Origin of the sequence: Diaphorobacter caeni, assembly GCF_015354245.1 — a bacterium.
GTDB classification, from domain to species: domain Bacteria; phylum Pseudomonadota; class Gammaproteobacteria; order Burkholderiales; family Burkholderiaceae_C; genus Diaphorobacter_A; species Diaphorobacter_A caeni.
Window position 1 is genome coordinate 314,019 of the sequence record NZ_JADKYZ010000008.1, and the last position, 26,075, is coordinate 340,093.

23 protein-coding genes are annotated in these 26,075 nt (G+C 65.1%); 12 read left to right on the forward strand and 11 right to left on the reverse strand.

Going from position 1 to position 26,075, the window contains the following annotated elements; genetic code table 11:
• A complete protein-coding gene (locus ISG32_RS20305; protein WP_194772817.1) occupies positions 1 to 1,239 on the reverse strand; it encodes an efflux RND transporter periplasmic adaptor subunit in 1,239 nt (412 codons plus the stop codon).
• Between the two features lie 142 nt (positions 1,240 to 1,381).
• Between ISG32_RS20305 and hpnC the strand changes: the two genes are divergently transcribed.
• Entirely contained in the window at positions 1,382 to 2,218 is an 837-nt protein-coding gene (gene hpnC, locus ISG32_RS20310) for a squalene synthase HpnC (RefSeq protein ID WP_194772818.1), read from the forward strand.
• A 5-nt stretch (positions 2,219 to 2,223) separates the two neighbouring features.
• Here the strand turns inward: hpnC and serB are convergent, their stop codons facing one another.
• Complete coding sequence (serB, locus tag ISG32_RS20315; RefSeq protein WP_323745967.1) at positions 2,224 to 2,964, reverse strand: phosphoserine phosphatase SerB; 741 nt, start codon at positions 2,962 to 2,964, stop codon at positions 2,224 to 2,226.
• Positions 2,961 to 3,857: a LysR substrate-binding domain-containing protein gene (locus ISG32_RS20320; RefSeq protein ID WP_194772819.1), complete on the reverse strand. Its 897-nt coding sequence runs from the start codon at positions 3,855 to 3,857 to the stop codon at positions 2,961 to 2,963. Before ISG32_RS20320 ends, serB begins: the two co-directional genes overlap by 4 nt.
• Before the next feature lie 157 nt (positions 3,858 to 4,014).
• Here ISG32_RS20320 and ISG32_RS20325 point away from each other — a divergent pair, with 157 nt between their 5' ends.
• From ISG32_RS20325 to ISG32_RS20335, 3 genes are read left to right on the forward strand one after another with little or no spacing between them, the layout of a single operon-like run.
• The gene (locus tag ISG32_RS20325; RefSeq protein ID WP_194772820.1) at positions 4,015 to 5,091 is read left to right on the forward strand and encodes an ABC transporter ATP-binding protein; all 1,077 of its coding nucleotides are present in this window, start codon (positions 4,015 to 4,017) and stop codon (positions 5,089 to 5,091) included.
• A 15-nt stretch (positions 5,092 to 5,106) separates the two neighbouring features.
• Positions 5,107 to 6,753: an ABC transporter permease gene (locus ISG32_RS20330; RefSeq protein ID WP_194772821.1), complete on the forward strand. Its 1,647-nt coding sequence runs from the start codon at positions 5,107 to 5,109 to the stop codon at positions 6,751 to 6,753.
• A gap of 38 nt (positions 6,754 to 6,791) precedes the next feature.
• Positions 6,792 to 7,775, forward strand: coding sequence for an ABC transporter substrate-binding protein (locus ISG32_RS20335; protein WP_194772822.1), 984 nt, complete (start codon positions 6,792 to 6,794; stop codon positions 7,773 to 7,775).
• A gap of 41 nt (positions 7,776 to 7,816) precedes the next feature.
• On the opposite strand, the gene ISG32_RS20340 is transcribed toward ISG32_RS20335, so the two are convergent.
• Together ISG32_RS20340 and ISG32_RS20345 are read right to left on the reverse strand one after the other, a co-directional pair.
• The gene (locus ISG32_RS20340; protein WP_228529961.1) at positions 7,817 to 9,013 is read right to left on the reverse strand and encodes a glycosyltransferase; all 1,197 of its coding nucleotides are present in this window, start codon (positions 9,011 to 9,013) and stop codon (positions 7,817 to 7,819) included.
• Positions 8,967 to 9,911 (reverse strand): UDP-2,3-diacylglucosamine diphosphatase, encoded by a 945-nt coding sequence (locus tag ISG32_RS20345; protein ID WP_194772823.1) that lies wholly within the window; start codon positions 9,909 to 9,911, stop codon positions 8,967 to 8,969. Before ISG32_RS20345 ends, ISG32_RS20340 begins: the two co-directional genes overlap by 47 nt.
• 788 nt (positions 9,912 to 10,699) lie before the next feature.
• Here ISG32_RS20345 and hpnD point away from each other — a divergent pair.
• Positions 10,700 to 11,539 (forward strand): presqualene diphosphate synthase HpnD, encoded by an 840-nt coding sequence (hpnD, locus tag ISG32_RS20350; protein WP_194772824.1) that lies wholly within the window; start codon positions 10,700 to 10,702, stop codon positions 11,537 to 11,539.
• A 27-nt stretch (positions 11,540 to 11,566) separates the two neighbouring features.
• The gene (gene hpnE, locus ISG32_RS20355) at positions 11,567 to 12,868 is read left to right on the forward strand and encodes a hydroxysqualene dehydroxylase HpnE (RefSeq protein ID WP_323745968.1); all 1,302 of its coding nucleotides are present in this window, start codon (positions 11,567 to 11,569) and stop codon (positions 12,866 to 12,868) included.
• Here hpnE and ISG32_RS20360 read toward each other — a convergent pair.
• Entirely contained in the window at positions 12,858 to 14,132 is a 1,275-nt protein-coding gene (locus ISG32_RS20360; protein WP_194772825.1) for a YihY family inner membrane protein, read from the reverse strand. The two genes, hpnE and ISG32_RS20360, sit on opposite strands and share 11 nt — an antisense overlap.
• 96 nt (positions 14,133 to 14,228) lie before the next feature.
• Between ISG32_RS20360 and ISG32_RS20365 the strand changes: the two genes are divergently transcribed.
• From ISG32_RS20365 to ISG32_RS20375, 3 genes are all read left to right on the forward strand, one after another.
• Positions 14,229 to 14,645: a DUF2069 domain-containing protein gene (locus ISG32_RS20365; protein WP_194772826.1), complete on the forward strand. Its 417-nt coding sequence runs from the start codon at positions 14,229 to 14,231 to the stop codon at positions 14,643 to 14,645.
• Positions 14,646 to 14,754: 109 nt separating this feature from the next.
• Entirely contained in the window at positions 14,755 to 16,209 is a 1,455-nt protein-coding gene (locus ISG32_RS20370; protein WP_194772827.1) for an FAD-binding oxidoreductase, read from the forward strand.
• 89 nt (positions 16,210 to 16,298) lie between these two features.
• Positions 16,299 to 18,509, forward strand: coding sequence for an NHL repeat-containing protein (locus tag ISG32_RS20375; protein ID WP_194772828.1), 2,211 nt, complete (start codon positions 16,299 to 16,301; stop codon positions 18,507 to 18,509).
• Between the two features lie 62 nt (positions 18,510 to 18,571).
• Here ISG32_RS20375 and ISG32_RS20380 read toward each other — a convergent pair whose 3' ends face one another.
• On the reverse strand, positions 18,572 to 19,198 hold the full coding sequence (locus tag ISG32_RS20380; protein ID WP_194772829.1) for a hypothetical protein: 627 nt from the start codon (positions 19,196 to 19,198) through the stop codon (positions 18,572 to 18,574).
• A 284-nt stretch (positions 19,199 to 19,482) separates the two neighbouring features.
• On the opposite strand from ISG32_RS20380, the gene ISG32_RS20385 reads away from it, so the two are divergent.
• The 3 genes from ISG32_RS20385 to xth all read left to right on the forward strand — a co-directional run bounded on the left by ISG32_RS20385 (position 19,483) and on the right by xth (position 21,712).
• Entirely contained in the window at positions 19,483 to 20,307 is an 825-nt protein-coding gene (locus ISG32_RS20385) for a thymidylate synthase (protein WP_194772830.1), read from the forward strand.
• A 45-nt stretch (positions 20,308 to 20,352) separates the two neighbouring features.
• Positions 20,353 to 20,847, forward strand: coding sequence for a dihydrofolate reductase (locus ISG32_RS20390; protein ID WP_194772831.1), 495 nt, complete (start codon positions 20,353 to 20,355; stop codon positions 20,845 to 20,847).
• 88 nt (positions 20,848 to 20,935) lie between these two features.
• Complete coding sequence (xth, locus tag ISG32_RS20395; RefSeq protein ID WP_194772832.1) at positions 20,936 to 21,712, forward strand: exodeoxyribonuclease III; 777 nt, start codon at positions 20,936 to 20,938, stop codon at positions 21,710 to 21,712.
• A 21-nt stretch (positions 21,713 to 21,733) separates the two neighbouring features.
• Here xth and ISG32_RS20400 read toward each other — a convergent pair whose 3' ends face one another.
• The 4 genes from ISG32_RS20400 to ntrC form a co-directional block, all read right to left on the reverse strand.
• Positions 21,734 to 22,693 (reverse strand): hypothetical protein, encoded by a 960-nt coding sequence (locus ISG32_RS20400; protein ID WP_194772833.1) that lies wholly within the window; start codon positions 22,691 to 22,693, stop codon positions 21,734 to 21,736.
• Complete coding sequence (locus tag ISG32_RS20405) at positions 22,690 to 23,271, reverse strand: sigma-70 family RNA polymerase sigma factor (RefSeq protein ID WP_228529962.1); 582 nt, start codon at positions 23,269 to 23,271, stop codon at positions 22,690 to 22,692. Before ISG32_RS20405 ends, ISG32_RS20400 begins: the two co-directional genes overlap by 4 nt.
• A 76-nt stretch (positions 23,272 to 23,347) precedes the next feature.
• Entirely contained in the window at positions 23,348 to 24,292 is a 945-nt protein-coding gene (locus ISG32_RS20410; protein ID WP_194772834.1) for a hypothetical protein, read from the reverse strand.
• A gap of 108 nt (positions 24,293 to 24,400) precedes the next feature.
• Entirely contained in the window at positions 24,401 to 26,044 is a 1,644-nt protein-coding gene (gene ntrC / locus ISG32_RS20415) for a nitrogen regulation protein NR(I) (protein WP_194772835.1), read from the reverse strand.
• Positions 26,045 to 26,075 lie beyond the last annotated feature (31 nt).

Below are 26,075 nucleotides of genomic sequence, written 5' to 3' on the forward strand. Positions count from 1 at the left end.
TCAGTTGGCGCTTGCAGCGGAGGCTGCAGGCTGTGCGGCGGGAGTGGGAGCGGCAGTCGCCGCTGCAGGCGCGGCGCTGGTCGATCCCTTGGGCTGATAGACCGTGACCTTCTGGCCCGGCGCGAGCACATGCACGCCCGTGGCCACCACCTGCATGCCCGGCTGCAGACCGGCGGCGATCACCGCCTGATTGCCGTCTGCCGTGGCGACCTGCACCACCTGCGACTTGACCGTGCTGGTCGCAGCGTCAAACACCCAGACCGCCGTCTGACCGCCTTCCTGGCGCAGTGCCGTCGTCGGCAGCGAGATCGCCAACATGCCCTCGCGGCCCAGCACCTTGGGCTCCACATAGACCGTCGCGCCAAGCGGCGGCACCTGCGCGCCGTCGATGGCCACCTTCACGAGAAAGGTGCGCGTGACCGGATCTGCACTCGCCGCCACTTCGCGCACCTTGCCCGTGAGGCCAGCGCCTTCGGCCCAGGGACGGATCGCGACCTCCTGACCCACGCGCACCTGCGACACCTTGTCTTCCGGCACCGAGAACACCGCGTCGCGCGCGCCATCCTGCGCGATGCGCACCACCGGCGTTCCGGCCGAAACCACCTGCCCCGGTTCGGCATCGATGCCGGTGATCACGCCCGACACATCGGCCACGAGGCGCGTGTAGCTCGCCTGATTGCCCTGCGACGCGAGCTGCGCGCTGGCCTGATCCACCGAAGCCTGCGCCGCCTTGAGCGACGCCTCGCGGCGCTCGAGCTCGGCACCGCTGATGAAGTTCTGTTCCTTCAGTTTCGCGTAGCGCTTGAAGTCCGCCTGCGCCAAATCGCGCTGCGTCTTCGCCGCGTTGACCTGCGCCTGCGCCGCCTGCGCGGAGAGTTGATAGTCGCGCGCATCAAGCTGCGCGAGCACCTGGCCCGCGCTCACATGCTGGCCGAGTTCGGCCTGACGCTGCACGATCTTGCCGGGCACGCGAAAGCCGACGCGTGACTCCACGCGGGCACGCACCTCGGCCGAGTACTCGAGCTGGGCATGCAGGGGCGAAGCGCCCACGGTCAGAAGCTTCACGGCACGAATCGGCTCGGGCACGGGCTCCTTGCGCGAGCAACCGACAAGGGCGCCTCCTGCGATCAGCGCGATGACCAGCGGGAGCGGACGCACCCATGAAAACGCCCCGGCTCGGGGCGCTGAAGGGATCCGATCGGGCTCGCCAAACGGGGAATCGCTGGTGCTAGGGCTCATGTCCGCATCCAAATGGTAATTAATGACTGACTGGTTAGTAATCTATGAGAGGAGCCATTGCCTTGTCAAGCTCCACAATAGAGGGGTGAACCCGTCCCAGCCCCCCTCTCCGACCTCAGCAACCCCGCACTCCGCGCCCGCCATGGCGGAAGCCGTGACGCACTACGAGAACTTTCCCGTCGCGTCCTGGCTGTGCCCGCCCGCGCTGCGCCAGCCGATTGCCGCCATCTACGGCTTCGCCCGCACGGCCGACGATCTGGCCGACGAGGGTGATGTGTCGCCCGACGAGCGCCTGCGCGATCTGGCCGACTATCGAGCGGAACTGCAACACGTCGCCGCCGGAAATCCACCAAGTCCCCGCTGGCAGAAGGTGTTTGGTCCGCTGCATGTGCAGCTCCGCGAACGCGCACTGCCCGTGCAGCTGCTCGATGACCTGCTCGACGCCTTCATTCAGGACATCGTCTACACCCGCGACGGCCTCACCTATGCGACCCAGCGCCAACTGATGGACTACTGCCGCCGCTCGGCCAATCCCGTGGGTCGGCTGCTGCTGCATCTGTATGGGGTGAACGATGCGCGCTCGCTGGAGCAGAGCGACGCGATCTGCTCCGCCCTGCAGCTCATCAATTTCTGGCAGGACCTGAGCGTGGACCTGCCGCGCGGGCGCCACTACCTGACGGACGAGGACTGCGCCCGCTTCAACGTGGCGCGCCCGCAGATCGCCGCACAGCAGCGCAGCGCCGACACCGACCGCCTCGTCATGCACAGCGCCGCCGTGGCGCGCGCGCTGATGATGTCCGGCGCACCGCTGGTGCACACGCTCAAGGGCCGCATCGGCTGGGAGCTGCGCATGGTCGTGCAGGGAGGCCTGCGGATTCTCGACAAGGTCGAGGCGCAGCACGGCGCCAGCCTGCTCGCGCGCGCCACCGTCAAGCCCTGGGACGCGCCACGGATGCTCTGGCGCGCGGCGTGGATGTGACCTGATCAGTCCGCCGCAAACAATGCCAGCAGCCGGTCCAGCCCTCCCCGATCGATGCGCACATTGGCCGCATCATGCAGCACCGGCTTGCCGTGAAAGGCCACACCGAGCCCCGCAGCCTCCAGCATCGGCACATCGTTCGCGCCATCGCCCACCGCAATCGCCTGCTGCATGCTCACGCCCAAGCGTGCGCAGACCTCCTGCAGCCGCTCGCGCTTGCCGATGGCATCCACGAACCGCTTGCCAGGCTGGGGTGCCACCCTGCCCGTGAACAGGCCGCCCTCGATCTCGAGCACGTTCGCGTGGATCTCGTCGAGCCCGAGACGCCCGATCAGCGCATCCGCAAAGTAGGTGAAGCCGCCCGTGATCAGCACGCAATGCAGTCCGTGCGACTGACACGCGGCCAGCAGCTTGCGCGCGCCGTTGGTGATCGGCATGTGTTCGTCGCGCACCTTGGCGAGCAGGATCTCGGGCACCCCCTTGAGCAGCGCCAGCCGCGCGCGCAGGTTCTCGGCAAAGTCGACATGCGCGCCCTGCATGGCCGCGCGCGTCATCGCCTCGATCTGCTCCTTGTGGCCCGTGAGTTCGGCCAGCTCGTTCACGGTTTCCGAGGCGATCAGCGTCGAGTCCATGTCGAACGCGATCACGCGGAAATCGCTCAGAACCAGCGGCGGCTTCACGCCGCGCACCAGCAGCCCATCCGCCGGATCGCCCACCGGTGTCCAATGCCCATGTATCCCGCTCACGTCTGACCGCCCTTCTGCGTGCCAAGCCAATCCACGAACCGGCGTGCGGTGGCCGCCACCGGGTTCTCGGTCTTGAAGAGCGCATACAGCCCCGCGCCGGTCAACCGTGGCTGATCGAACGGCAGCTGCAGTCGCCCGCTCTGAATGTCGTCTTCCACCAGACACCACGGCGCGAGCGCGATGCCCAGATCGTTCATCGCCGCCTGCGCGCTCAGAAAATGGTGATCGAACACCGGCCCGGGCAACTGCGGCGGCACCTCCAGCCCCGTGAGCCCGAACCAGTGCGGCCAATCGTCCATGCAGCCGCTGACCTGCAGGAGCGGCAGCCCGAGGCAGTCGGCAGGCTTTCTCACGCCTTGCTTCTTGATGAAGCGCGGCGAAGCCACCGGCACCAGAAAATCGTCGAGAAAGCGCACGCAGGTCTGCTCGGCGCGCTGCAGCGGCCAGCGCATGATCAGCACATCGTTGGCCGCGTCGGCCTGTTCGATGAAGCGGCTGTTGACGGTGGACAGCTGCACGTCGACGCGCGGCTCCCAGTCCTGAAAATCGGCGAGGCGCGGAATCAGCCACTTCATCGCGAGCGAGGGCGTGGTGCAGACCCGCAGAATGCGCGGCGCATGCGGTGACTTGACGGTCTGCGTGGCGGCCGAGATGCGGTCAAGGCACGTCTGCACCTCAAGGAAATACTCGCGCGCGTGCGGCAGCAGCACCACCCCGCGCGCCTCGCGCGCGAACAGAGGACCGTCGAGAAACTCCTCAAGCAGGCGGATCTGTTGGCTCACCGCGCTGTGGGTGATGCTCAACTCATCGGCGGCCGCCGTGAAATTGGCATGGCGCGCCGCCGCTTCGAAGGCACGAAGCGTCTTGAGCGGTGGCAGCGTGCGTTTGACCATGCACAAATGTGACAAATTGATGACAACCAAACCATCTTAGTGGACTGAGCCATAAGAAAAACTAACGGCAACCCTTAAAAATTAGCGCTGGCTCACCGGGGCGCACCTTCCTATCATCGATTTGCGGGAACGATCCCGTGAAAAGCTGGTTAGAAACATGGCATCCATCACCATCGACGGCATCGTCAAGCAGTTCAGCGGCAACACCGTGCTGCAGAGCCTTTCCCTGCATATCCCCGACGGCGCGTTCTACACGCTGCTGGGCCCCAGCGGCTGCGGCAAGACCACGCTGCTGCGCTGCATCGCGGGCTTCTACGAGCCCGACGCCGGTCGGCTGCTGTTCGACAAGGACGACGTGACCCGCGTGTCCACCCACCACCGCGACATCGGCATGGTGTTTCAGGACTACGCGCTGTTTCCTGACAAGACCGCGTTCGACAACGTCGCCTACGGACTGCGCGCACGCAAGGTAGCCAAGCCCGAGATCGCCCGCCGCGTGACCGAGGCGCTCGAGAAAGTCGGCCTCGGCCAGCTCGCCGACCGCTATCCCGCGCAGATGAGCGGCGGCCAGCGCCAGCGCGTGGCACTTGCCCGGGCTCTCGTGATCCGCCCGCGCGTGCTGCTGATGGACGAGCCGCTGTCCAACCTCGACGCCAAAATGCGCCTGCAGATGCGCGACGTGATCCTTGACCTCGTACGCGAGGCCGGCATCACCACCGTGTTCGTCACGCACGATCAGGAAGAAGCGCTCGCCATGTCGGACCGCATCGCCATCATGGACCGTGGCCGCATCGCGCAGCTCGGCACGCCCGAGGAACTCTACGGCACGCCCGTCAACTCCTACGTGGCCGACTTCATCGGCTCGGCCAACGTGCTGCCGGTGACCACCCAGCCGGTCGCCTCGGGCAACCCCTCGCACCTGCGCTACGAACTCGCCGGTCGCTCGCTCGACGGCGTGCTCGACGGCGGCCAGCAGATCGGCGCCAAGGGCGTGCTGATCGCCCGGCCTGAAGACCTGTCGCTCATGGCCCCGGCCCCGCACGTGCCCAACGCCGTGCTCGGCCAGGTCATCCGCCGCCAGTACCTCGGCTTCAAGACCGCCTACCGCATCCAGCTCGACGCCGGCCCCGAAATCCGCGTCGAACTGCATGCGGGCAACACCGTCGCCGACTTCCATGCGGGCGACAAGGTGCAGGTGCTCGTGCCCATCGACTGCCGCGTGGTCGCGGCCTGAGCGGGGAGCTGCATCATGAAAATCAAATGGTGGCCCTGGGGATTCCTGACGCTCGTGTGTCTGGTCCTGCTCGGCTTCTTCGTGCTCTATCCGCTGGGCACCCTGTTCAGCAACAGCGTGCTCAACGACGAAGGCGGCTTCTCGCTGCAGGCCTTCGTTCAGCTGATGGACGACAGCGAGTACGTGAAGGCCTTCTGGAACACGCTGATCCTCGGCGTCAGCGTCACCTTCTGCACGGTGCTCATCGGCGTGCCGTTCGCGTACATGGTCGCGCGCTACGAGTTTCCGCTCAAGAATCTGGTGGCCGTGCTGCCCATCCTCACCATCGTGATTCCCGAAATCATCGTCGGCCAGTCCTGGCTGCTGGTGCTCGGCAACAACGGCCTGCTCACCAACTTCTTCGCCGACCACGGCATCGAGCTGCCCTCGTTCTACGGCTGGACGGGCATGATCTTCTCGATGACGCTGGTGTACTACACCTACATCTACCTCGGCGTGCTGGCCGCGCTGCGCGGCTTTGACGGATCGCTGGAAGAAGCGGGCCTGAGCCTTGGCACCTCGCCGCTGGTCACCAAATGGCGCGTGCTGGTGCCGGTGATGCTGCCCGCCGTGCTGGTGAATGCGCTCGTGGTGTTCACGCTGGTCGTGGGCAACTTCGCGCTGTCCATGCTGCTGGGCAGCCGCGTGCCGCTGCTCTCGGTGATGACCTACAACACCTTCGTGAGCGAGATGGGCGGCAGCCCCGCGCTGCAGAGCGCGATGTCGGTGGTGTCCATCGCCATCGTGGCGGTCGTGCTGTTCGTGCAAAAACGTGTGGTCGAACGCAAGATCTACACCATGACGCAAGGCCGCGCCCCCGTGCCGGAGCGCGTGCGCTCGTGGGCCTCCGCGCTGTTCACCAGCTCGGTGGGCATCATCATTCTCGCGTCGCTGCTGCCGCTGATCGTGGTGTTCATCGCTGCCTTCACCGAGACCAGCGGTCCGGTGATGCGCTGGGGTTCATGGTCGCTCGACAGCCTCACGCGCGCCATCCGCCATGCGCCCGAGCCGATCATCAACTCGCTGCAGTTCTCGTCGATCGCCACCGTAGTCGGCGTCGCGTTCGCGGTGCTGGTGAGCTACCTCACCATCAAGAAGCGCAACGCCGCCACGCAGCTGCTCGACTACATCGTCGTGCTGCCGCTGACCATCTCCGGCACGGTGCTCGGCATCGCGCTGGTGCAGACTTTCAACACCGGCTGGCTGGTGCTTGCAGGCACATCGGGCATCATGGTGCTGGCCTACGCCGTGCGCCGCCTGCCGTTCGCGGTACGCAATGCGACATCGACGCTGTTCAACATTCCGGAGTCCATTGAAGAGGCCTCGATCAGCCTTGGCGTGTCTCCGCTGATGACCTTCTTCAAGGTGATCCTGCCCGCGATGAAGGCCTCGCTGATCTCGGCAGCCATCCTCATGTGGGTGACGACGATCTCCGAACTGTCGGCCTCCGTCGTGGTCTACAGCGGCGGTCTCGAGACCATGCCGATCGCCATCTTCCGACAGGTCGACGGTGGACGGCTCGGCCTCGCATCGGCCTACGGCGCCGCACTGGTGACGGTGATCCTGGTGCCGATCTTCGTGTCGATCAAGGTCTTCCGCATCAACCTTTTCTCAAGCAAATAAGCCCTTTCATTTTTCATCCACAACACAGGAGCGAGGCCATGAAATTCAAAGCCATTTTCCAAACCACTCTCGCGGCCCTCGGCCTCGTCGCCAGCATGGCCCACGCGCAGACCGTGGTGCTGTATTCGTCAAACAATACCGAGACCATCGAGACTGCGCTCGACGTGGTGAAGAAGACTGCGCCCAACCTCAAAGTGCAGCAGGTCACGGGCGGCACGGGCTCGCTGATGAAGCGCATCCAGGCCGAAGCCAAGAACCCGCGCGGCGACGTGCTCTGGAGCGGCGGCTTCGGCACGCTGGGTGCGTACAAGGACCTGCTGCAGCCCTACAAGGGCCCGGGCCTTGAGCATATTCCGGCCGAATTCCGTGGCCCGAATGACCTGTGGGTCGGCACCAACGTGCACGTGATGGTCATGATGGTCAACGAGCGCCAGCTCAAGGGCGCTGCAGCGCCCAAGACCTGGTCCGATCTGATGAAGCCCGAATGGAAGGGCAAGTTCGCGATCACCGATCCCAGCAAGAGCGCAACGGCTTACATGCTGGTCTACGGTCTGCTCAAGCAATTCGGCAAGGACGGTCTCGAGAAGATCGCTGCGAATGCGGTGGTCACATCGTCGTCGGGCACCACCTACAAGGGCGTGGCATCGGGCGAGTACCCCGTGGGTCTGACCATCGAATACGCCGCGCAGGAATACGTGGCCGGCGGTCAGAAGGAGATCAAGCTGGTCTACCCAAGCGAAGGCAGCTACCTCGCTCCCGAAGGCATGTTCATCGTGAAGGGCGCGAAGAACATGGACGCCGCCAAGACGCTGTACAACGCGCTGATGAGCAAGGAAGTGCAGGAAGCGGAACTCACCAAGAACTTCCGCCGCCCGACACGCACCGACATCCAGGTCTCCAAGCTCACGTCGCTGCCCGATCTGAAGTCCATCAAGATCTTCCCTTTGAATCAGGAAGCCGCTTCGGCAGAGTATGAGCAGCTGGTCGCGCTGTGGAACATCGCGGTGAGCAAGGCCCGCTGATCGTCATCTGAGTTGATTGCGCAAGGCGGCTGAACTCCGGTTCAGGCCGCCTTTTTCATGCCCCCGCATTGGGCATTTTTCTCCAGTATCTGCGCGAGCACCTGCGGCACCTGCTGGGCTGCGCGGCACTGCATGCGCGCCGTTGCGCTCCTGTGCTGATCGATGCGCGACAGCAGTTGCGCCACCGCCAGATCGATGTGCCGGTAGCTCGGTTGCACCAGCCCCAACCCGTGATCCTTCACCCAGTCCGTGCAATAGCGCTCTTGAGGCATCGTCCACGCATTGCGCACGACGATGGGCGGCAGGCCCATGTGCACGGCCTCGCTCAGGCTGCCGCTGCCGGGCTTGCCGATGAAGAAGTCCGCGAGCTGCATGCAGCGCGCCATCTCGCGCGTGTAGCCCAGCACGACGGTGGGCGCGTTGCGCTTCACGGCGCGCAGGGCCGTTGCGAGTTCTTCATTGCGCCCGCAGACCAGAATCAGCTGCGTGTCCGTCAATCGCCGCGCGATCGGCAGCATGGCCCTCGAACCTTCCGAGCCGAACAGCACCAGCCCCACGGGCCGCGACGGATCCAGCCCCAGCGCCGCGCGCTCCGCATCGCGGTCCACGGGAGCCACGTCATGGAACTGTTCACCGAGCAGCATGCCCGACACACCCCACACCCGATGCGGCGCCATGCCCGCAGCGCGCGCCTGCGCCAGCGCATAGGGCGATCCGCACACGAGAAGCTGCTGCGATTGGGGCTCCGCCCAGAAGCGCGGCGGGCAATCCGCGAGGTCGGTCATCACGGTGACGAACGGGCTCGCCGGTTGCGCGGCGGAGAGTGCATCGGCCATGGCGCGGTTGAAGTTCGGGATCAACGACACCACCATCGCCGGAGCCTGCTCGCGCCAATAGGCCGTGAGCGACTGCACCAGCGAGCGATGGCCGAAGCGGATCATCTGCTGCAGCACCCGCAGCTCCTGCGACAGCCCCAGCGTCCAGCCGCGCGCCAATCGCTTGTTGTAGACATCCTCGGGCTCCATGCCCGTCCAGTGCCGAAAGCGCGCGTTCGGATCGAGCACCTCGAACAGATGCGTGCGCTTGACCTTCCAGCCCAGCCCCGCGCGCTCAATCGCCGACTCCAGCGCCAGCGACGAGGCGCGGTGGCCACCGCCCGCGTTGAAATAAACGAGTTCGACGACCGGCATGTCAGACGGTAGTGACGGTGACAACGGTTGCGGATTCATCATCTTCATGCAGCACCTCCTCACCAGTTGCCTGACCTTTGCGCGCAGACGCAGCAGCAGCCGCTGCAGCAGCGGTTTTCATCTCATCGGCCCACTGGATGATCTCGAGCCTGCCGTCCGCATGCTCGGCCAACGCGGTGAGGCTCTCCACCCAGTCACCATCGTTGGCATACAGAATGCCGTCGATGTCGCGCATCTCGGCGTGATGGATATGCCCACAGATGACGCCCTGCAGCCCACGCTTGCCCGCCTCGCGCGCTACGGCGTTTTCAAAGTCGCCCACGTAGTTCACCGCGCGCTTGACCTTCAGCTTGAGGTATTTGGACAGCGACCAGTACGGCAGCCCCATGCGCGCGCGCAGCGAGTTCAGATACCGGTTGAGCTTGAGCGTGAATTCGTAGAGCGAATCACCCACATAGGCCAACCACTTCGCGCACTGGATCACGCCATCGAACAGATCGCCGTGAATCACCCACAGCTTGCGGCCATCGGCGGTTTCGTGAATCCAGTCCTCGGCCACATGCACGCCACCAAAATCCAACTGCAGATACCGCCGCGCGAACTCGTCATGGTTCCCCGGAATGAAGATCACCCGCGTACCCTTGCGCGCCTTGCGCAGCAGTTTCTGCACGACATCGTTGTGCGCCTGCGGCCAATACCACTGCCGACGCAGTTGCCAGCCATCAATGATGTCGCCCACCAGAAACAGCGTCTCGCACTCGGTGTGCCTGAGAAAATCCAGCAGCGCGGCGGCCTGACATCCGGGCGTGCCCAGATGCAGATCCGAAATCCACAACGTCCTGAACCGCTGCGGCGGCCGCGACGCCTCGAACAGGTCGCCCTGTGCATCGGGCGGCATGGCCGACGAGGATTTCCAAGCATTCAGCAAAGCATCTTCGCGTTTCATGACATTGCATGGTGGGGATGCGAAGAGACAGGGACGTGACAAACACGAGGCGGTTTGATGACGATGGGGAAATCAAACATTTCCGCTCTTTGAGGGCCGGAGCCCCTTGCTTACCCCCGACTATTTCATTGGGGGCATGGGCGTTGGACTGTGCTTATCTTGAAGCGCTGGTTGCGGTGGGCTGCTTTTTTTGCCCTTGCTGTTGTTTTGAGGGCGGAGGCCGGGACTGCCCCCGGCGGGGCAGTAACTTTTTGGTCTTGCCCAAAAAGTCACCAAAAATGCGCTTTGGGATTCGGGGGCACGCGGCAGAACTCACTGCGCGACTGCGTCGCTCCGTTCTAACAACCGCCGCGAGTCAGTGTCTAACCAAGAGGAGGTTGCGGCACTTTGCTTCGCTCGTGCCGGGGCGTTTGCAAAGTTGGGTTGGGCCACCCATGCCCACTGCTCTTTTGAGCGACGTTGATCCAACGAGCCAATCAAAATCGCGCAGCGCTGGCGCACCCGCATCTCGCGAAGTCGCGAGATGCCCGGCACGAGCGAAGCAAAGTGCCGAACACACCTCCGAGTGAATATCTAGCTCGCGGCGGTTGTCCGAGCGGCGCGCGAAGCGCAAAGCGAGTTCTGCCGCGGGTATTGAAAAGCGCGTTTTGGGTTACTTTTTGCGCGCAAGCAAAAAGTGACTCCGCCGCCGGGCGGAACTCCCGGCCTCCACCCTCAAAACAGCATCAAACCCAAGAAAACACCACAAAAGAAATTCACCCCCACGTCCATGGGACAATCCCAAGAATATGAACCCGGAACAGTACGTCCAACAAAAAGCCGCCAGCTCAGGCAGCAGTTTTTACTACGCCTTTCTGTTCCTCCCGGCACAGCGACGCGCCGCCATCACCGCCTTCTACGCCTTCTGCCGTGAGGTCGATGACGTGGTCGACGAAGTCTCCGACCCCGGCGTCGCGCGCACCAAGCTCGCGTGGTGGCAGGCGGAGGTCAGTCAGGCCTTCGCCGGGAAGCCCACCCATCCTGTGATGCTGGCGATGATGCCGCACGTGCCGGCCTACGGTCTGGAAGAGCGGCAGTTTCAGGCCATCATCCAAGGCTGCCAGATGGATCTGGAGCAGACCCGCTATCTCGATTTTCCCGGTCTGCAGCGCTACTGCCATCTGGTCGCGGGGGTCGTGGGCGAGGTGTCGGCCAAGATCTTCGGCCAGTCCGATCCCAAGACGACGGAATACGCACACAAACTGGGCCTTGCGTTCCAGCTCACCAACATCATCCGCGACGTGGGCGAGGACGCGATGATGGGCCGCATCTACCTGCCGGTGTCCGAGCTGCAGCAGTTCGACGTGAAGGCGCACGAGATCACCAACCGCAAGTATTCCGAGAACTTCACGAAACTGATGCGCTTTCAGGCCGAACGCGCGCATCAACTCTACGACGAGGCGCTGGCGATGCTGCCTGGCGCCGACCGCCGCGCGCAGAAGCCCGGCCTGATGATGGCGAGCATCTACCGCACGCTGCTGCGCGAGATCGAAAGTGAAGACTTCAAGGTGCTGCACCAGCGCATCAGTCTCACGCCGCTGCGCAAGCTGTGGCTCGCATGGAAGATGCAGGCGCTGGGGCGCATGTAAGCGGTGTCCATTCCCACGAAAAATGCAGTGAAGCGGATTGCGGTGATCGGCGCGGGCTGGGCCGGCATGGCCGCAGCCGTGGGTGTGGCCGAGGCGGGCCATCAGGTCACCGTTTTCGAGGCAGCACGTACACCGGGCGGCCGGGCGCGGGCCGTGCAGGTCGACGATGCACTCAGCAGCAAGCCTCTGGTGCTCGACAACGGTCAGCACATCCTCATCGGCGCGTATGCCGAATGCCTGCGGCTGATGCGCAAGGTCGGAGTCGATCCAGACAAGGCGCTGCTGCGCACGCCGCTGGCACTGGTGTTTCCCGATGGTGGCGGTCTGCAGTTGCCGGATGCGGCACCTCCGTTTGACGCGCTGCTCGGCATTGCGCGCGCGCGCGGCTGGTCGGCTCGGGAGAAATTGGCCCTGCTGATGCGTGCCGCCAAGTGGCGTCTGCAGGGCTTTCGATGCAGCGCATCGGCCAGCGTGGCCGACCTCTGCGCGGGGCTGCCGAAGCGGCTCATGGACGAGTTCATCGATCCGCTGTGCGTGTCGGCGCTCAACACGCTGGCGGTCGACTCAAGCGGACAAGTGTTTTTGCGCGTGCTGCGCGACAGCCTGTTCAGCGGGCGTGGCGGCTCAAACCTGCTGCTGCCGCGCATGAATATGGGCGCACTGTTTCCGCAGGCCGCGTGCAGCTGGTTGCTGGCGCGCGGATCGGCGGACGTGCAACTGGGCAGGCGCGTGCGCGTGCTTCAGCGCGATGGCGCGGGCTGGCTGGTGGATGGCCAGCCGTTCGACGCCGTGCTGCTGGCCACGCCCAGCGCTGAAACGGCGCGGCTGGTGGCGAGCGCAGCCACGCCCGATGATCACGCCATGCGCGACTGGGCGGCCTGCGCGCAGGCGCTGCAGTTCGGGGCAATCGCCACCGTCTACCTGCGGGTGGGCACGGGCCGTGACCAGCCGCTGCTCACCCACCCGATGACGGCGCTGCGTTCCAGCGCGACGCGCCCCGCACAATTCGTGTTCGATCGCTTTCAGCTGTATGGCGATTCCGGCGTGCTGGCCTTTGTCGTCAGTGCATTCGACGGCGAGCGCGACGCCTTGCTTCAGCAGGTGATGCTGCAGGCGGCGGAGCAACTGGGTCTGCACGATCTGGAGCACATCCAGACCGTGGTGGAAAAGCGCGCGACGTTTGCCTGCACACCGGGCCTCAAGCGCCCCGCCATGCGGATCGCACCCGGGCTGCTGGCCTGTGGCGACTATGTCGATGGGCCCTATCCCGCAACGCTTGAGGGCGCGGTGCTCAACGGCAGCGCGGCCGCGGCGTCGATCAGGAACTGACCTTCAGCGCCGTCTCGCGCGGCAGCACGTCCGCCAGCTTGATGACTTCCATGCCGGTGTTGCTCCAGTAACGCTCCAGCGTGTCGGTGCGTTCGATCAGCAGCCGCTCCACCAGTGGCTGCAGAAGCGTGCTCACAGGATCCGCCACCAGCACATAGCGCGCATCGGCATCGTCGGAATCGCCTGCGGCGGTTTCGTTCACCTGCACGACCCAGTCCAGCGCGGTCAATGCATCGAGCGCTGGAACCAGTTGCAGGGGCTCCACCCCCAGCCGCTGCGCGACCTGTGATGCCGTGAGTCCATGGGGAGGGCTGCCGCGCTGCGCATGCAGTTGCTGCAGCAGTTCCACCGCCAGCAGGAAGTTCCAGCCCGGCCCACCGGCCCGCCGCGCGACACCGGCCAGCAGGCTCGGCAGATATGCGGCGACCACCGCTCCGAGCAGCACGATCACCCAGGCCACGTAGATCCACAGCAGCAGAATCGGCAGCGTGGCGAACGTGCCGTAGAGGACGGAGTAAGTGGGCACCGACGACAGGTACAGCCCCAGCACCTTCTTCGCCACTTCGATGCCGATCGACACGAAGATGCCGCCCGCCCACGCATGCCGCCAGTGCACCAGCGTGTTGGGCACATAGCGGTACAGCCCCGCCATGCCGGCTGCCAGCAGCACGAATTCGATGGAGTCAAAGATGAAGCGCGTGCTCTGCGGCAGCGCCTGCCCGATGCCACGCGAGGCCGCCGAAGCCATCGACGTGGTGAGCGTGAGGCTGATGGCCAGCAGCAGCGGACCCAGCGTGATCGCGGCCCAGTAGATCAGCACGCGCTGGCCCAGCGGCCTGAGCTTGGGCACGCGCCAGATGTTGTTGAGCGTGCGGTCAATCGTGAGAATCAGCGCCAGCGCGGTGATGAACAGAATGCTCAGGCCCACCGCCCCGAGCCCGCTGGCCTTGGCCGAGAACTGCGTGAGGTAGTCGAGCACCGAGCGCGCGATGGTGTCGGGGATCAGACTGTCGACCAGCCAGCGCTGCAACAACTCCTGCATCTTTCCGAACATCGGAAACGCGGTGAAGACGGCCAGCGCGACGGTCACGAACGGCACGAGCGCGAGCAGCGTGGTGAAGGTCAGGCTGCTGGCTGTGAGCCCCAGCCGGTCCTCGCGAAAGCGTTCGCGCAAGGTGTGCGCCGTGGTGCCCCACGGAAAGTGCGAGAGTTCTTCGACCCAGACTTCGAGGCGCGCAAGAATGGACGAAAAACGCAGACTCATGGTGGCTATGATGGCAGGTTGGTTGGAGCGATTGCTGCAGCCACCCGATGATGGCCGTGAACGCCCATCTTAACGAACCCTCCTTCGCTCGCCCTCATGACTGCATCCGCCCCGAATGACTCCGCCGCGCCCCTCACCGTCCAGGGCGATGTGGCGCTCACCCGCTGGCTCGCTGTGGGCAGTCTGCTGGGCCTGATCGTGCTGAGCGTGCTGTGGGAGTTGTGGCTCGCTCCGCTGCGCCCGGGCGGCTCGTGGCTGGTGCTCAAGGCGCTGCCGCTGTGCGTTCCGCTGGCCGGATTGCTCAAGCGCCGCATGTACACCTACCGCTGGGTCAGTCTGGTGGTGTGGCTGTATTTCACTGAAGGCGTGGTGCGTGCGTGGAGCGACAAGGCTCCGGGCAACTGGCTCGCGATGATCGAGATCGCGCTGTGTCTGCTGCTGTTCACGGCCTGCGCGCTGCACGTGCGGCTGCGTCAGAAATCGGTGCGCCAGTCTGCACACGCGGCCCGATGAGCCCGATGAATCACCCCACCATTGCCATGCCAAAGCCCGCCGACTAAATTCAACGGATCGAGACGGCGGACCATTGTGGCGCCGCTCGCTCCGACACGGGAATCCTCACATGCCATCCACTGCACTCCTCGACCGCCTGCGCCAGATCGTCGGCGCCAACAATGTACTGACCGGAGGAGATCTGATCGCCTACGAACAGGACTGGCGCCGCCGCGTGCGCGGCAAGGCACTGGCCGTGGTGCGGCCCGGCAGCACGCAGGAGGTGGCGGACGTCGTCCGCGCCTGCGCCGATGAGAAGGCGAGCATCGTTCCTCAGGGCGGAAACACCGGCCTCTCGGTCGGCTCGACCCCCGACGAAAGCGGCCAGCAGGTGGTGCTGAGTCTCACCCGCATGAACGCGGTGCGCCACATCGACCATGCCAATCTCACGATGACCGTGGATGCAGGCTGCATTCTGCAGAGTCTGCAGGAAACGGCGGATCGCGAAGGCTTTCTTTTCCCGCTCTCGCTCGCCGCCGAGGGCAGCTGCACGATCGGCGGCAACCTCGGCACCAATGCGGGCGGCACGCAGGTGGTGCGCTACGGCAACACGCGCGAGCTGTGCCTCGGGCTGGAGGTGGTCACCGCCCAGGGCGAGATCTGGGAAGGGCTCAAGGGCCTGCGCAAGGACAACACCGGCTACGACCTGCGCGATCTGTTCATCGGCAGCGAGGGCACGCTCGGCGTGATCACCGGCGCGACGATGAAGCTCTACCCCAAGCCCGCAGCGCAGCTCACCGCCTGGGCCGCCGTGCCGTCGATGCAGGCCGCGGTGCGGCTGCTCGGCCTCGCGCACCAGCAGCTCGGAGCGGGTCTGACCGGCTTCGAGGTCATGGGCCAGTTCGCGCTGAGCTTCGTCGCGCGCCACATGCCTCAGCTGCGCATTCCGTTTGCCGACATGGAGGGCGCGCCCTACTGCGTGCTGCTCGAGAACTCCGACAGCGAGTCCGAACACCATGCGCGCGAACGCTTCGAGAGCCTGCTCGAAAAGGCCCTCGAGGACGGCTGCGTGCTCGATGCGGTGGTCGCGGAAAGCCTCGCGCAGGCGCATGAGCTCTGGCACATCCGCGAAAGCATCCCGCTTGCGCAGGCCGAGGAAGGCCCGAACATCAAGCACGACATTTCCGTCGCCGCATCGCACATTCCCGACTACGTGGAATACGCGGACGCCCTGCTCCAGCGCGAGCTGCCGGGCGTGCGCATCGTGAATTTCGGCCATCTGGGCGACGGCAATCTGCACTACAACGTGCAGGCTCCGACCGAGGGCGACCCCAAGGCCTTCATGCTGGAGCACGAGGACCACGTCAACCATCTGGTCTACGAAGCCGTGGCGAAGTTCGGCGGCTCCTTCTCCGCAGAGCACGGCGTGGGAGCACTCAAGGTAGACAAGCTGCAGAAGTACCAGTCGCCCGTGGCGCTGTCGATGATGCGCGCGATCAAGGCCGCGCTGGACCCGCAGGGAATCATGAATCCGGGGCGGGTGCTGCCGGCGGCGCAGAGCCAGGATTGCGCCACCTTCCGGTGACCACCTGAGGGGCAAAAACCCCGAGCGACTCACGGCCCTCGCATGCTATGGTCCGGCCCATGCCATCCACCACGAGGAGCCACGCCGAGATGCCGGATCGACATGAAGCAAACGACGCGGATGACGGATTGCAGGGCCGCGACGCACCATCGGTACCGTCTCGACGGAAATTCGTCGCGCTGATCGGCGCTGGCACGCTGGCGTTGAGCGGATGTGGCGGCTCAGGCGGATCGGACTCGGAGGCGTCCCCGCCTCCGGCACCCGCGCCTCCACCAGCCCCGGCGCCCGCACCGGCCCCGGCCCCGGCATCGTCCGGAATCGCGCTGCTCGCTGGAACTCTGGGTGGCACTGGTCAAATGGAAGGGCAAGGCGCGGCGGCACGACTGCCCACGGGCAACTCCAACATGGCCGTCGCACCGGATGGGGACGTCTGGATCTTTCAGAACTCCGCAATGGCCCGCATCACGCCTGACGCGCAGTTGCGCTTCACCCCGGTGGACGCAAACACGATGGGCGGCATACTGGCCGCCAGCCCCGATGGCCGTTGGTTCATGGTGGCCGCATCCACCATTTCACAACTGGTGGATGCCGCGGCACAGACATGGAAGGTCGTCGCGGGCAAGCCCGGCGTGCTGGGCCGTCAGGACGGCGACGGTGCCAGCGCCTTGTTGGGGCATTTAAGCTCTCCCGTCTTCGACGCTGATGGCAACCTGTATGTCATCGATCACGGTCAGGACATCGGGAGCGATCAGGAAACGACCATCCGCCGACTCTCCCGCGGCGGGCAGATCAGCACCATCGCGGGCAGGCCGCGTTCGGCCAACGACTTCACCTGGATCGATGGTCAGGGCAGCGGAGCCACGTTCCTTGACCTCTCCCAGCTCATGGCAATGCCGGATGGCACACTGCTGGCCAAGGATGGCGCCTACTTCCGCAAGGTCACGCCGGACGGCGTCGTCACCAGCCTGACACGCCCGAACGATGGCTTCACGCCGCTCTTCGGCGTGTACAACCTCATCCCCGCAGATGCCGGCCGGTTCTACGCCATTCAGGACAATCGCATCATTGTCATGGACATGCACGGCAATGCAAATCCCGTGGCCGGAGTGGCTGGAACCTCTGGTACGACCTGGGAAGCCACGCAGCCCAAGGACGGAACCGGAGATGGCGCACGCTTTGCGCGGCCTCGATCCATGGTGCGCCTGCCGGATGGCGATCTTCTGGTCACAGAAGACGCCGCCGCGCTGCGGCGCGTGCATCCCGCCACGCGGACAGTGACGTCATGGGTCGGATTGAACGCGGAATCGGCGTCTCGAGACGGTCAGGGAGCGGATGCGCGCTTCATGTTCAGGGCCATGGTCACTTGCACCGACCAGTCCGGGAATCTCTACGTGCTGCATGCCCAGCCCATGGCCGAAGTCGGCGGTGCTCCATCCAGGCTGGTGGTGCGCAAGGTGGCGCCCAATGGCATGGTCACCACGCTGGAGTTTCAAGCACCCGCCATCTCGCACTTGATGGACTCCATTGCGGTCGATGAAGCCGGCGACATCTACTACATCGATCGCAGTGCCATCATGCGAGCACGCTTCAACGGCAGCGCTGAGGTGTTTGCCGGAGCTGCTGCCGAGGTCGGGTTTGCGGATGGCCCAGCCGCGCAGGCGCGTTTCGCAGTGCCTGGAAGCCTCGCATTCGATGCCAGCGGCAACCTATGGGTGGGCGACGCTCCCAAGGCCGAGACCGACTCCGAATCGGAAGTCGTGATCATGCAGCCCGCGGACCGTTTCCGCTACGGCAACACCATTCGGCGCATCGACAAGCATGGCGAAGTGAGCACGATGGCTGGCACGCCCGGGCGCGTACAGGAAGGCGGATTGAGCGATCCCCGCGTCTACTGGGGTGGGCGGCTGGCCACCGATGCACAGGGGCGTGTCTATCTGGGCACAGGCGACCGGATCCTTCGTTTTGAAGCGACGAACTCGGCACCCATCGAGATCTGGCGCTCACCTGTGAATCCAGGTACGCCGGCACGCAACTACAGGCAGTTTGCGATTGCCCCGTCCGGTCAGGCCTTTGTCGCCATGACTTCGGAAGACAGCTATCCGGCTCACAGCATGTTGATCCATGCCGTGGATGCGGGTGGAGGGATGACGGTGGTTGCGGGTTCCGGCAAACCCTTTCACCTCGGCGTCCGCTTGGGCTCTCTGCCGGGCGCACTCAATGACATCACCAGCCTGCACGCGACATCAGACAAGACACTGCTGGCGGCCAGCGAAGGCGCCATCTTGAAGGTGACCTTGTGACCTTGTGACCTTGTGACCCTTGACGACGGGACGGTGGAGCCGCAGGCACCCACCGTGCCTCGTCATTTTGCAGCGCCGCCGCCAGGTGCGTTCGCCATCACCTTCTTCACGTCGGGTGTCCAGGGAATGACGTGTCCCTCACCCAGATCCGTGTAGGTCGTCTGCTGCCCATTGCTCAGCAGCCACACACGCAGACCATTGCGCCCCGGATCGATCACGACCGCTGCGACCTCCTTGCCACCCTGATGCTGGCGGTTGCCGACAATGCTCCAGCGTCCGCCTTCCTTGGTCAGCGGCCCGACTGTCTCCAAATTCTTGAGCACCGCGTCATAGCGGTCACCCAGCAGTTTCTTCATGCGCTCCGCCAGAATGCCCTGTCGCAGGTAGTCCGTGCCTTCATTCGGATTCTTGCCAAGAAACGGTCTGAGGCTGTCCAGTGCGGCCTCACCCGGAGACGCCTTGTAGGCATGAATCTGCTCGGCGACGCTGGGAGCCGGGGGAGTTGCCACGGTGGGGGTCGACGCTTCAATCACCGGACCGATCGCCTCACCTTGGGCGGCGGAGGCCTGCGCGGCGGATGAGGACGCTCCACCCGACTGATCCTGCGAATTCTTCGAATCACAGGCACCGAGGCTCAATGCAGCAGCACAGGCCCAAAGACAGGTTTTCCACGACAAACGCTGGTTCACATCCACAAATATCCACCTTTCATGGCTTCGAGGCCGGGAGGCATTCCACTCAGGCATGGAATCTCTGGCTCGCGAATGCTCCGAATATACGAAAGCCCATTTTCCGGCAGCCGCGCGACCCACTTTCTCCTTAAAAGTGACACGGCCTGTCGAATTGTTTCAAAACGCAAAGGTGCTTCTCGCACCGGCGTGTAAGTCTCTCAAGGGCGTGGCACACTAGGCACTGTCCACTAGTTTTTCCTGTGCTTGGCCATCAGCTGATGCACAGAATGTATCGGTCCCCAATGAGCACGAACCACCCGCCGCGCCCCGTGCGCTCCCAGTACGAAGATTTTCTGCGTCACGTCCACGAGCATGGCGTGGCGAAAACCGACCGTACCGGCACGGGAACCCGCAGCGTGTTCGGGCACCAGATGCGCTTTGATCTGTCGGAAGGATTTCCGCTGGTCACCACCAAGAAGGTGCATCTCAAGTCCATCATTCTGGAACTGCTGTGGTTCCTGCGCGGGGACAGCAACGTCAAGTGGCTGCAGGAGCGCGGCTGCACCATCTGGGATGAATGGGCGCGCGAAGACGGCGACCTCGGCCCGGTCTACGGTGTGCAGTGGCGCAACTGGCCCAAGCCCGATGGCGGCCACATCGATCAGATCGCCGAGGTGGTCAAGCAGCTCAAGTCCAACCCGGACAGCCGCCGCATCATCGTGAGCGCCTGGAACGTGGCCGACCTGCCCGAGATGGCGCTCATGCCCTGCCATGCGTTCTTCCAGTTCTACGTGGCCGACGGCAAGCTCAGCTGCCAGCTCTACCAGCGCAGCGCCGACATCTTCCTCGGCGTGCCGTTCAACATCGCCAGCTACGCGCTGCTCACCCACATGCTGGCCCAGCAGTGCGATCTGGCGGTCGGGGATTTCGTCTGGACGGGTGGCGACTGCCACATCTACAACAACCATTTCGAACAGGTCGAGACCCAGCTGGCGCGCACGCCGTTCGCCTATCCGACGCTGCACATCAAGCGCCGGCCCGACTCCATCTTCGACTATGAGTACGAGGATTTTGAAGTTGTGGGTTACGAGCACCACGCCGCCATCAAGGCACCTGTGGCCGTTTGAGATTATGTTGTCGCCTTGACCAATGAGACCAAGAGGGGAAGCGCCATGCAAATCAATCTGATCTTCGCAAGAGCCGACAACGGCGTCATCGGCAAGGACGGCCTCATGGCCTGGCACCTGCCGGAGGACATGGCGCACTTCAAGGAGCTCACGCTGGGCCGCCCGGTCATCATGGGCCGCAAGACGTGGGACTCCCTGCCCGAACGATTCCGCCCCCTGCCCGACCGCACCAACATCGTCGTCACGCGCCAGGAAGTCTGGCAGCAGGACGGCGCCAAGCCTGCCACCAGCCTCGACGACGCGCTCGCCATCGCGAGCCAGAGCGCTGACACGGTCTGGGTGATCGGCGGCGCGCAGATCTATGCGCTTGCCCTGCCTCTGGCCCAGCGCGTGGAGGTCACGGAGGTCCACCAGAGCTTCGAGGGCGACGCCTATGCCCCCGAACTCGGCCCCGAGTGGAAGGAAACCGCACGCAGCGATCAGGTGGCGGCCAACGGCATGCGCTTCAGCTTCGTGACCTACGAGCGCAAGGCGGACTGATCGATCCCTCGATCCACGCCGACTCACGCGGATCCGCCGAATGACACCATCGGCGGTGTCGGCCGCTGCGGGCACATAGAATGCCCGCATGCAAATCGCCACCTGGAACATCAACTCCCTCAACGTGCGCCTCCAGCAGGTACTGGAATGGCTTCAGGCCAATCCGGTCGACGTGCTGGGGCTGCAGGAGCTCAAGCTCACCGACGACAAGTTTCCGCATGACGCCTTCGAGGCGCTTGGTTACCAGAGCGTGTGCTTCGGGCAGAAGACCTACAACGGCGTGGCGCTCATCACGAAGAAGCCGGCCGACGAGGTGGTGCGCAACATCCCGCTGCACGAAGACGAACAGGCGCGCGTGATCGCAGGCACGGTCGAGACCGATGCGGGTCCGCTGCGCGTGATCAACTGCTATTTCGTCAACGGCCAGGAGCCGGGCAGCGAAAAGTTCGCCTACAAGATGAAGTGGCTCGCCGCGCTCGAAAACTGGGTGCGCGCAGAGCTGCAGAAGCATGAGCGCCTGGTCATCATGGGCGACTTCAACGTCACGCCGGAAGACCGCGACTCCTACGACCCCGTCGGCCTCAAGGACACCATCCACCACACGGTCGAAGAGCGCACGCACTTCCAGAACCTGCTCGGCCTCGGACTCACCGACGCCTACCGCATGTTCGACCAGCCGGAGAAAAGCTACTCCTGGTGGGACTACCGCATGCTGGGCTTCCAGAAGAACCGGGGCCTGCGCATCGACCACATTCTGGTGAGCGACGCGCTCAAGGGCTCGGTGACGGCCTGCACCATCGACCGCACGCCGCGCAAGAACAAGCAGCCGAGCGACCACACACCGGTCGTGGTGACGCTGGGCTGACTCCCTTTTCAGAAAACCGTTTCAGCGTGACGGTGATGCCTCGTCCTTGACGGGCCTGCAGATCGGTGCGGGCTCGGGCAAGGGCTGGCCTTGCGCGAGCGCCTCGTCCCGCGCCTTGATGCGGCGGGTCTGCTCGGCGAGCGCCTCGGCGTCCATGTCCGCATCGCAGATCGGCAGCGGCTTCGACGCGGCGTTGCCCTGCCGCGCGGCCTTGAGACGCGACAGCGAATCGCGAGGCGCAGCGCCCGACACAGCGGCAGGGGCGCTGGAATCCGCAGAGCCCGGCGCGACTTCGGCAGCCGGAGGGGACATGGGGGCAGGCGCCCGAGCGGCTGCCGGTGCGGGTGCTGGGACGGGCGCAGGAGCAGGTGCAGGCATGGGGGGTGACTGGGGGGCGGGAATTCTTCGCGGCTCCGGCGCGGGGACCGCTGCAGGCGCTTCTTCGCGCAGGGCCCGCTCTTCCTTGGCCGCCGCCTTGTCCTGCTCACCGGCAGGCGCCGGCTTGGGGATGGCCGCGCTGTTCATGACATCGGCGCCGCGATTCGTTTTCTTTTCCGTCTCGGCGGCTTCTGGGGCGTGAGCGGAGGCACCAGACATCGGAGCCGCCGCCGCAGGCGAGGAGGCTGGCACGGGCGCTGGCGCGGACACGGATGCGGGTGCGGGTGCGGTGTCGAGCTGAGGCGCTCCGGGCTCATCGAGATGCTGCATGGTCAGCCAGCCGACCAGCCCGATCATCGCCACGCTGCCGAGCGCGTGACGCAGCCAGCGACGGTCGTTGGCGGCCTCGCCGCGTGGTTTCTGCTCCCGCACCGAAGCGGCTTCGGCGCGTCGTGCGGCCATCTCCCGGGCGCGGGCGAGCACACGCTCGCGGCTGTCGGCGCCGGGTCCGCGATCCTCCGCGACCGCCTCGCGATAGAGCGCGACAAGCTGGTCGTCCGCATTGCCGCCCGATGTGTGGTTCTCTTGGGTGCGATCAGTCATGCCAGCACCTCCAATGCCTGGCGCAGCTTGGCGCGGGCGTAGCGCAGACGGGTCTTGGCGGTCTCCTGCGGCACGCCGGTCGCGGCGGCGATATCGGCCACGCTGAGGTCGCCCTCGGCCTGCAACAGAAAGGCTGCGCGCTGGTCTTCCGGCAGATCGGCGAGCGCATCCAGCAGCGCGCGCGCCAGATCCTTGCGGCCCTGCAGACGCTCGGGCTCGAAGCCGGAATTCGCAAACAGTGTTTCGGCCAGCGACATGGCTTCCTGGGACTCCTCGTTCAGGCTGATCTGTGGCCGGTGGCTGCGCCAGTGGTCCACCAGCTTGTGGTGCGCCAGCGTGAACAGCCAGGTGGTGAACTTGGCCTTCACCTGATAGTTCGGCGCCGCGTCCACCACTGCGAACCAGACTTCCTGCCCCAGATCGTCGGCCAGCGCCGGATTGCCGGTGTTGCGGAACAGATAGCGCCAAAGACGCTTGCCGTGGCGGTCATACAGACATTCGAATGCCGCGGCGCGGCCACCGGCGTAGGCCAGCATCAGCGCTTCGTCGGCAAGGGACTGCAGTTCGGACTCCACCATGCCGGGCATTATGCAAAGCGAGATGCCCTGCCGTCCCGGCTGTGGAGAAAATCGCACAATCCAGCAGCGGATCGGCTTACCAGCGTGGAGGATCGGGAACGAAGCCATCGTTTCCCTGCGCGGGAAAGGGATTGGGCGTGCGCTCGCCGCGCGGTGCAGGAATCACGCCCTTGGCGACCAGATTGGCGTAGCTGTCGTAGCGAAAGCGCACGACCTGCTCGGGCCTGCGGGTGGCCGCGTCGAACTCGGTTTTCGAGGTGTAGGAGGTTTCGAGCGAACCATGGCCGGTTCCCAGGCTCGGGCTGGGGCTTGGACTGGGGCTGCGCTTGGCGGCGAGGTCGGCGCTCTTTTCTTGCGCGTGGGGCTTGGCGGCCTCGGTTGCGGCTGCCGATGGCTGAGGGCTTGGGACGTTCTGCGAGCCAGGCGCTGGTAACGCCGGCGCGGCGCTGGCCTGCGCATCGGCGGCGCCGTCATAGCGGCTGGACTTTTCGCTCTCTTCGTTTACCGGACCGCGTCGCGAGATGGGCGGCGCGGGGCGCACGGGTTCGGGGGCCCGCTCGCGGAACAGTGCCACGCCGATCACGCCCACATCACGCGGGCGGCCCGTACGGCTGGCATAGGACGCATCGCTCTCCGAGAAATAGAACGCGGCGACATGGCTGTCACTCTTGCGCCAGCCGGTGATCCCCCAGTTCTGCCACGGGCTGAACACATAGCCGTCATCGGCCGTGGCCGAGGCGCTCTTGCCGGTGATCGCGTTGACGCCATCCACGCTGACGACCGCCATGATGCGGCGACCCGTGCGGTTGGTGATGTCGATGGAATAGTTGGCGCCGGGCCTGCCCGCCACCCAGTACTCGCCTTGATGGAAATAGACCGGCAGCACGCGTCCACTGTTGCGCTCGACCAGCCGCACGTCGGCCAGTTTCGCGGCCTGCGCCGCAAGGGAAAGACCGCCCAGCAGCGTGGCGCCGATCAAGAGCCGGGAGACGGTGCGGCGAAGTGTGAATGTCGAAACCATGATGGCTTGCTCCTCGAAATGGATGAAGGACATCCACTGAATCGGAGCAGGCCATCAAACGGGGTGAAAAATTTCCAAAAAAATGGAAAACCACCCCTCTACCCGGCATCACGCCTCGTCAGCCCCTCTGTGATCGTCCAGCCCCAGCTCCTGGATCTTGCGTGTGATGGTGTTGCGCCCAATGCCCAGACGCTGCGCCGCCTCCATGCGACGGCCATGCGTCTCGTGCAGTGCCGTCTTGATCAGACGCGACTCGAAGCGGCGCGTGAGAATGTCCCAGACCTCGGGACGGCCTTCGCGCAGCAGCTCCTGCGCCTCGGCCTCGAGCGACTGCTCCCAGCCCGTCTGGGACACGGCCAGGCCCTGCTCCGCCGGTTGCGTGGCTGCGGCCGGTGAGGGATAGACGTGGCCATAACCGCCCACCATGCCAGCGCCGCCGTTCGCACCCGGCGCGGGCGCCTGAACGTTCGCCGCAGGCGCCTCAAGCACCGTGTCCGTTGCGGGCGAGACGATGCCATGCACCTGCGGTGCCACAGCGACCGCTTGCGCCATCGCCGCATCGGTGGCGCTCACCGGCGCGCTCAGCACCTCCGGCGGAAGATCCTGCACGGAAATCACCTGCGCAGGCGCCATGACGGAGAGCCAGTGGCAGATGTTCTCGAGCTGGCGCACGTTGCCAGGAAAGTCGAACGACTGCAGACGCGCAAGTGCCGCTTCGGAGATGCGCTTGGGCTCCACGCCCAACTGGCGCGCGCTCTGCTGCAGAAAATGACGCGTCAGGGCGGGCACGTCCTCCTTGCGCTCGCGCAGCGCGGGCAGACGCAGGCGGATCACGTTCAGACGGTGGAACAAGTCCTCGCGGAACACGCCGTCCTTGACGCGGGTCTCGAGGTTTTGGTGCGTCGCGGCAATCACGCGCACATTCGCCTTCACAGCCGCATGGCCGCCCACGCGGTAGAAATGCCCATCGGAGAGCACACGCAGCAATCGCGTCTGCAGATCGAAGGGCATGTCGCCGATTTCATCGAGAAACAGCGTGCCGCCTTCCGCCTGCTCGAAGCGGCCACGGCGCTGCGTCTGCGCGCCGGTGAACGCGCCGCGCTCATGGCCGAACAACTCGCTTTCCAGCAGATCCTTGGGAATGGCGGCGGTGTTGATCGCCACGAACGGCCCCCCCGAAACCGGCGAATGCTTGTGCAGCGCGCGCGCCACCAGTTCCTTGCCCGAACCCGACTCGCCCGTGATGAGCACGGTGACCGCGCTCTGGCTGAGGCGGCCGATGGCGCGGAACACGTCCTGCATCGCGGGGGCCTGACCGAGGATTTCAGGCGCAGCGGCCTGACGCTCCTCGGCGACCTGCTCGCGCTGGCTTTCTTCCACGGCGCGGCGGATCAGTTCCACCGCCTTGGGCAGATCAAACGGCTTGGGCAGATATTCGAAGGCCCCGCGCTGCAGAGCGGAGACGGCGCTGTCAAGATCCGAATAGGCCGTCATGATGATCACCGGCAGGCCGGGCTGGAGCTCGCGCAGCTTCTCGAGCAATTGCAGACCCGATCCACCCGGCATGCGGATGTCGCTCACCAGCACCTGCGGGCCGCTGTGCGACACGTCACCGGCGGCTATGTCGGCGAGCGCATCCAGGACCTCGCGCGGGTTCGAGAAGCTGCGGGTCGGCAGATGCTCGCGCGCCAGCGCTTTCTCCAGGACGAAGCGGATCGATGGGTCGTCGTCTACTATCCAGATCGGCTTCATGTGTTTCTACTTCCTTGTTGAAGGGGGATCG

What these genes read in the sequence shown, in the direction of transcription:
- ISG32_RS20305 (WP_194772817.1), bottom strand. Translation starts at nt 1,239, where the DNA reads ATGAGCCCTAGCACCAGCGATTCCCCGTTTGGCGAGCCCGATCGGATC.
- hpnC (WP_194772818.1), top strand. Translation starts at nt 1,382, where the DNA reads ATGGCGGAAGCCGTGACGCACTACGAGAACTTTCCCGTCGCGTCCTGG.
- ISG32_RS20320 (WP_194772819.1), bottom strand. Translation starts at nt 3,857, where the DNA reads ATGGTCAAACGCACGCTGCCACCGCTCAAGACGCTTCGTGCCTTCGAA.
- ISG32_RS20325 (WP_194772820.1), top strand. Translation starts at nt 4,015, where the DNA reads ATGGCATCCATCACCATCGACGGCATCGTCAAGCAGTTCAGCGGCAAC.
- ISG32_RS20330 (WP_194772821.1), top strand. Translation starts at nt 5,107, where the DNA reads ATGAAAATCAAATGGTGGCCCTGGGGATTCCTGACGCTCGTGTGTCTG.
- ISG32_RS20335 (WP_194772822.1), top strand. Translation starts at nt 6,792, where the DNA reads ATGAAATTCAAAGCCATTTTCCAAACCACTCTCGCGGCCCTCGGCCTC.
- ISG32_RS20340 (WP_228529961.1), bottom strand. Translation starts at nt 9,013, where the DNA reads ATGAAGATGATGAATCCGCAACCGTTGTCACCGTCACTACCGTCTGAC.
- ISG32_RS20345 (WP_194772823.1), bottom strand. Translation starts at nt 9,911, where the DNA reads ATGAAACGCGAAGATGCTTTGCTGAATGCTTGGAAATCCTCGTCGGCC.
- hpnD (WP_194772824.1), top strand. Translation starts at nt 10,700, where the DNA reads ATGAACCCGGAACAGTACGTCCAACAAAAAGCCGCCAGCTCAGGCAGC.
- ISG32_RS20360 (WP_194772825.1), bottom strand. Translation starts at nt 14,132, where the DNA reads ATGAGTCTGCGTTTTTCGTCCATTCTTGCGCGCCTCGAAGTCTGGGTC.
- ISG32_RS20365 (WP_194772826.1), top strand. Translation starts at nt 14,229, where the DNA reads ATGACTGCATCCGCCCCGAATGACTCCGCCGCGCCCCTCACCGTCCAG.
- ISG32_RS20370 (WP_194772827.1), top strand. Translation starts at nt 14,755, where the DNA reads ATGCCATCCACTGCACTCCTCGACCGCCTGCGCCAGATCGTCGGCGCC.
- ISG32_RS20375 (WP_194772828.1), top strand. Translation starts at nt 16,299, where the DNA reads ATGCCGGATCGACATGAAGCAAACGACGCGGATGACGGATTGCAGGGC.
- ISG32_RS20385 (WP_194772830.1), top strand. Translation starts at nt 19,483, where the DNA reads ATGAGCACGAACCACCCGCCGCGCCCCGTGCGCTCCCAGTACGAAGAT.
- ISG32_RS20390 (WP_194772831.1), top strand. Translation starts at nt 20,353, where the DNA reads ATGCAAATCAATCTGATCTTCGCAAGAGCCGACAACGGCGTCATCGGC.
- xth (WP_194772832.1), top strand. Translation starts at nt 20,936, where the DNA reads ATGCAAATCGCCACCTGGAACATCAACTCCCTCAACGTGCGCCTCCAG.
- ISG32_RS20400 (WP_194772833.1), bottom strand. Translation starts at nt 22,693, where the DNA reads ATGACTGATCGCACCCAAGAGAACCACACATCGGGCGGCAATGCGGAC.
- ISG32_RS20405 (WP_228529962.1), bottom strand. Translation starts at nt 23,271, where the DNA reads ATGGTGGAGTCCGAACTGCAGTCCCTTGCCGACGAAGCGCTGATGCTG.
- ISG32_RS20410 (WP_194772834.1), bottom strand. Translation starts at nt 24,292, where the DNA reads ATGGTTTCGACATTCACACTTCGCCGCACCGTCTCCCGGCTCTTGATC.
- ntrC (WP_194772835.1), bottom strand. Translation starts at nt 26,044, where the DNA reads ATGAAGCCGATCTGGATAGTAGACGACGACCCATCGATCCGCTTCGTC.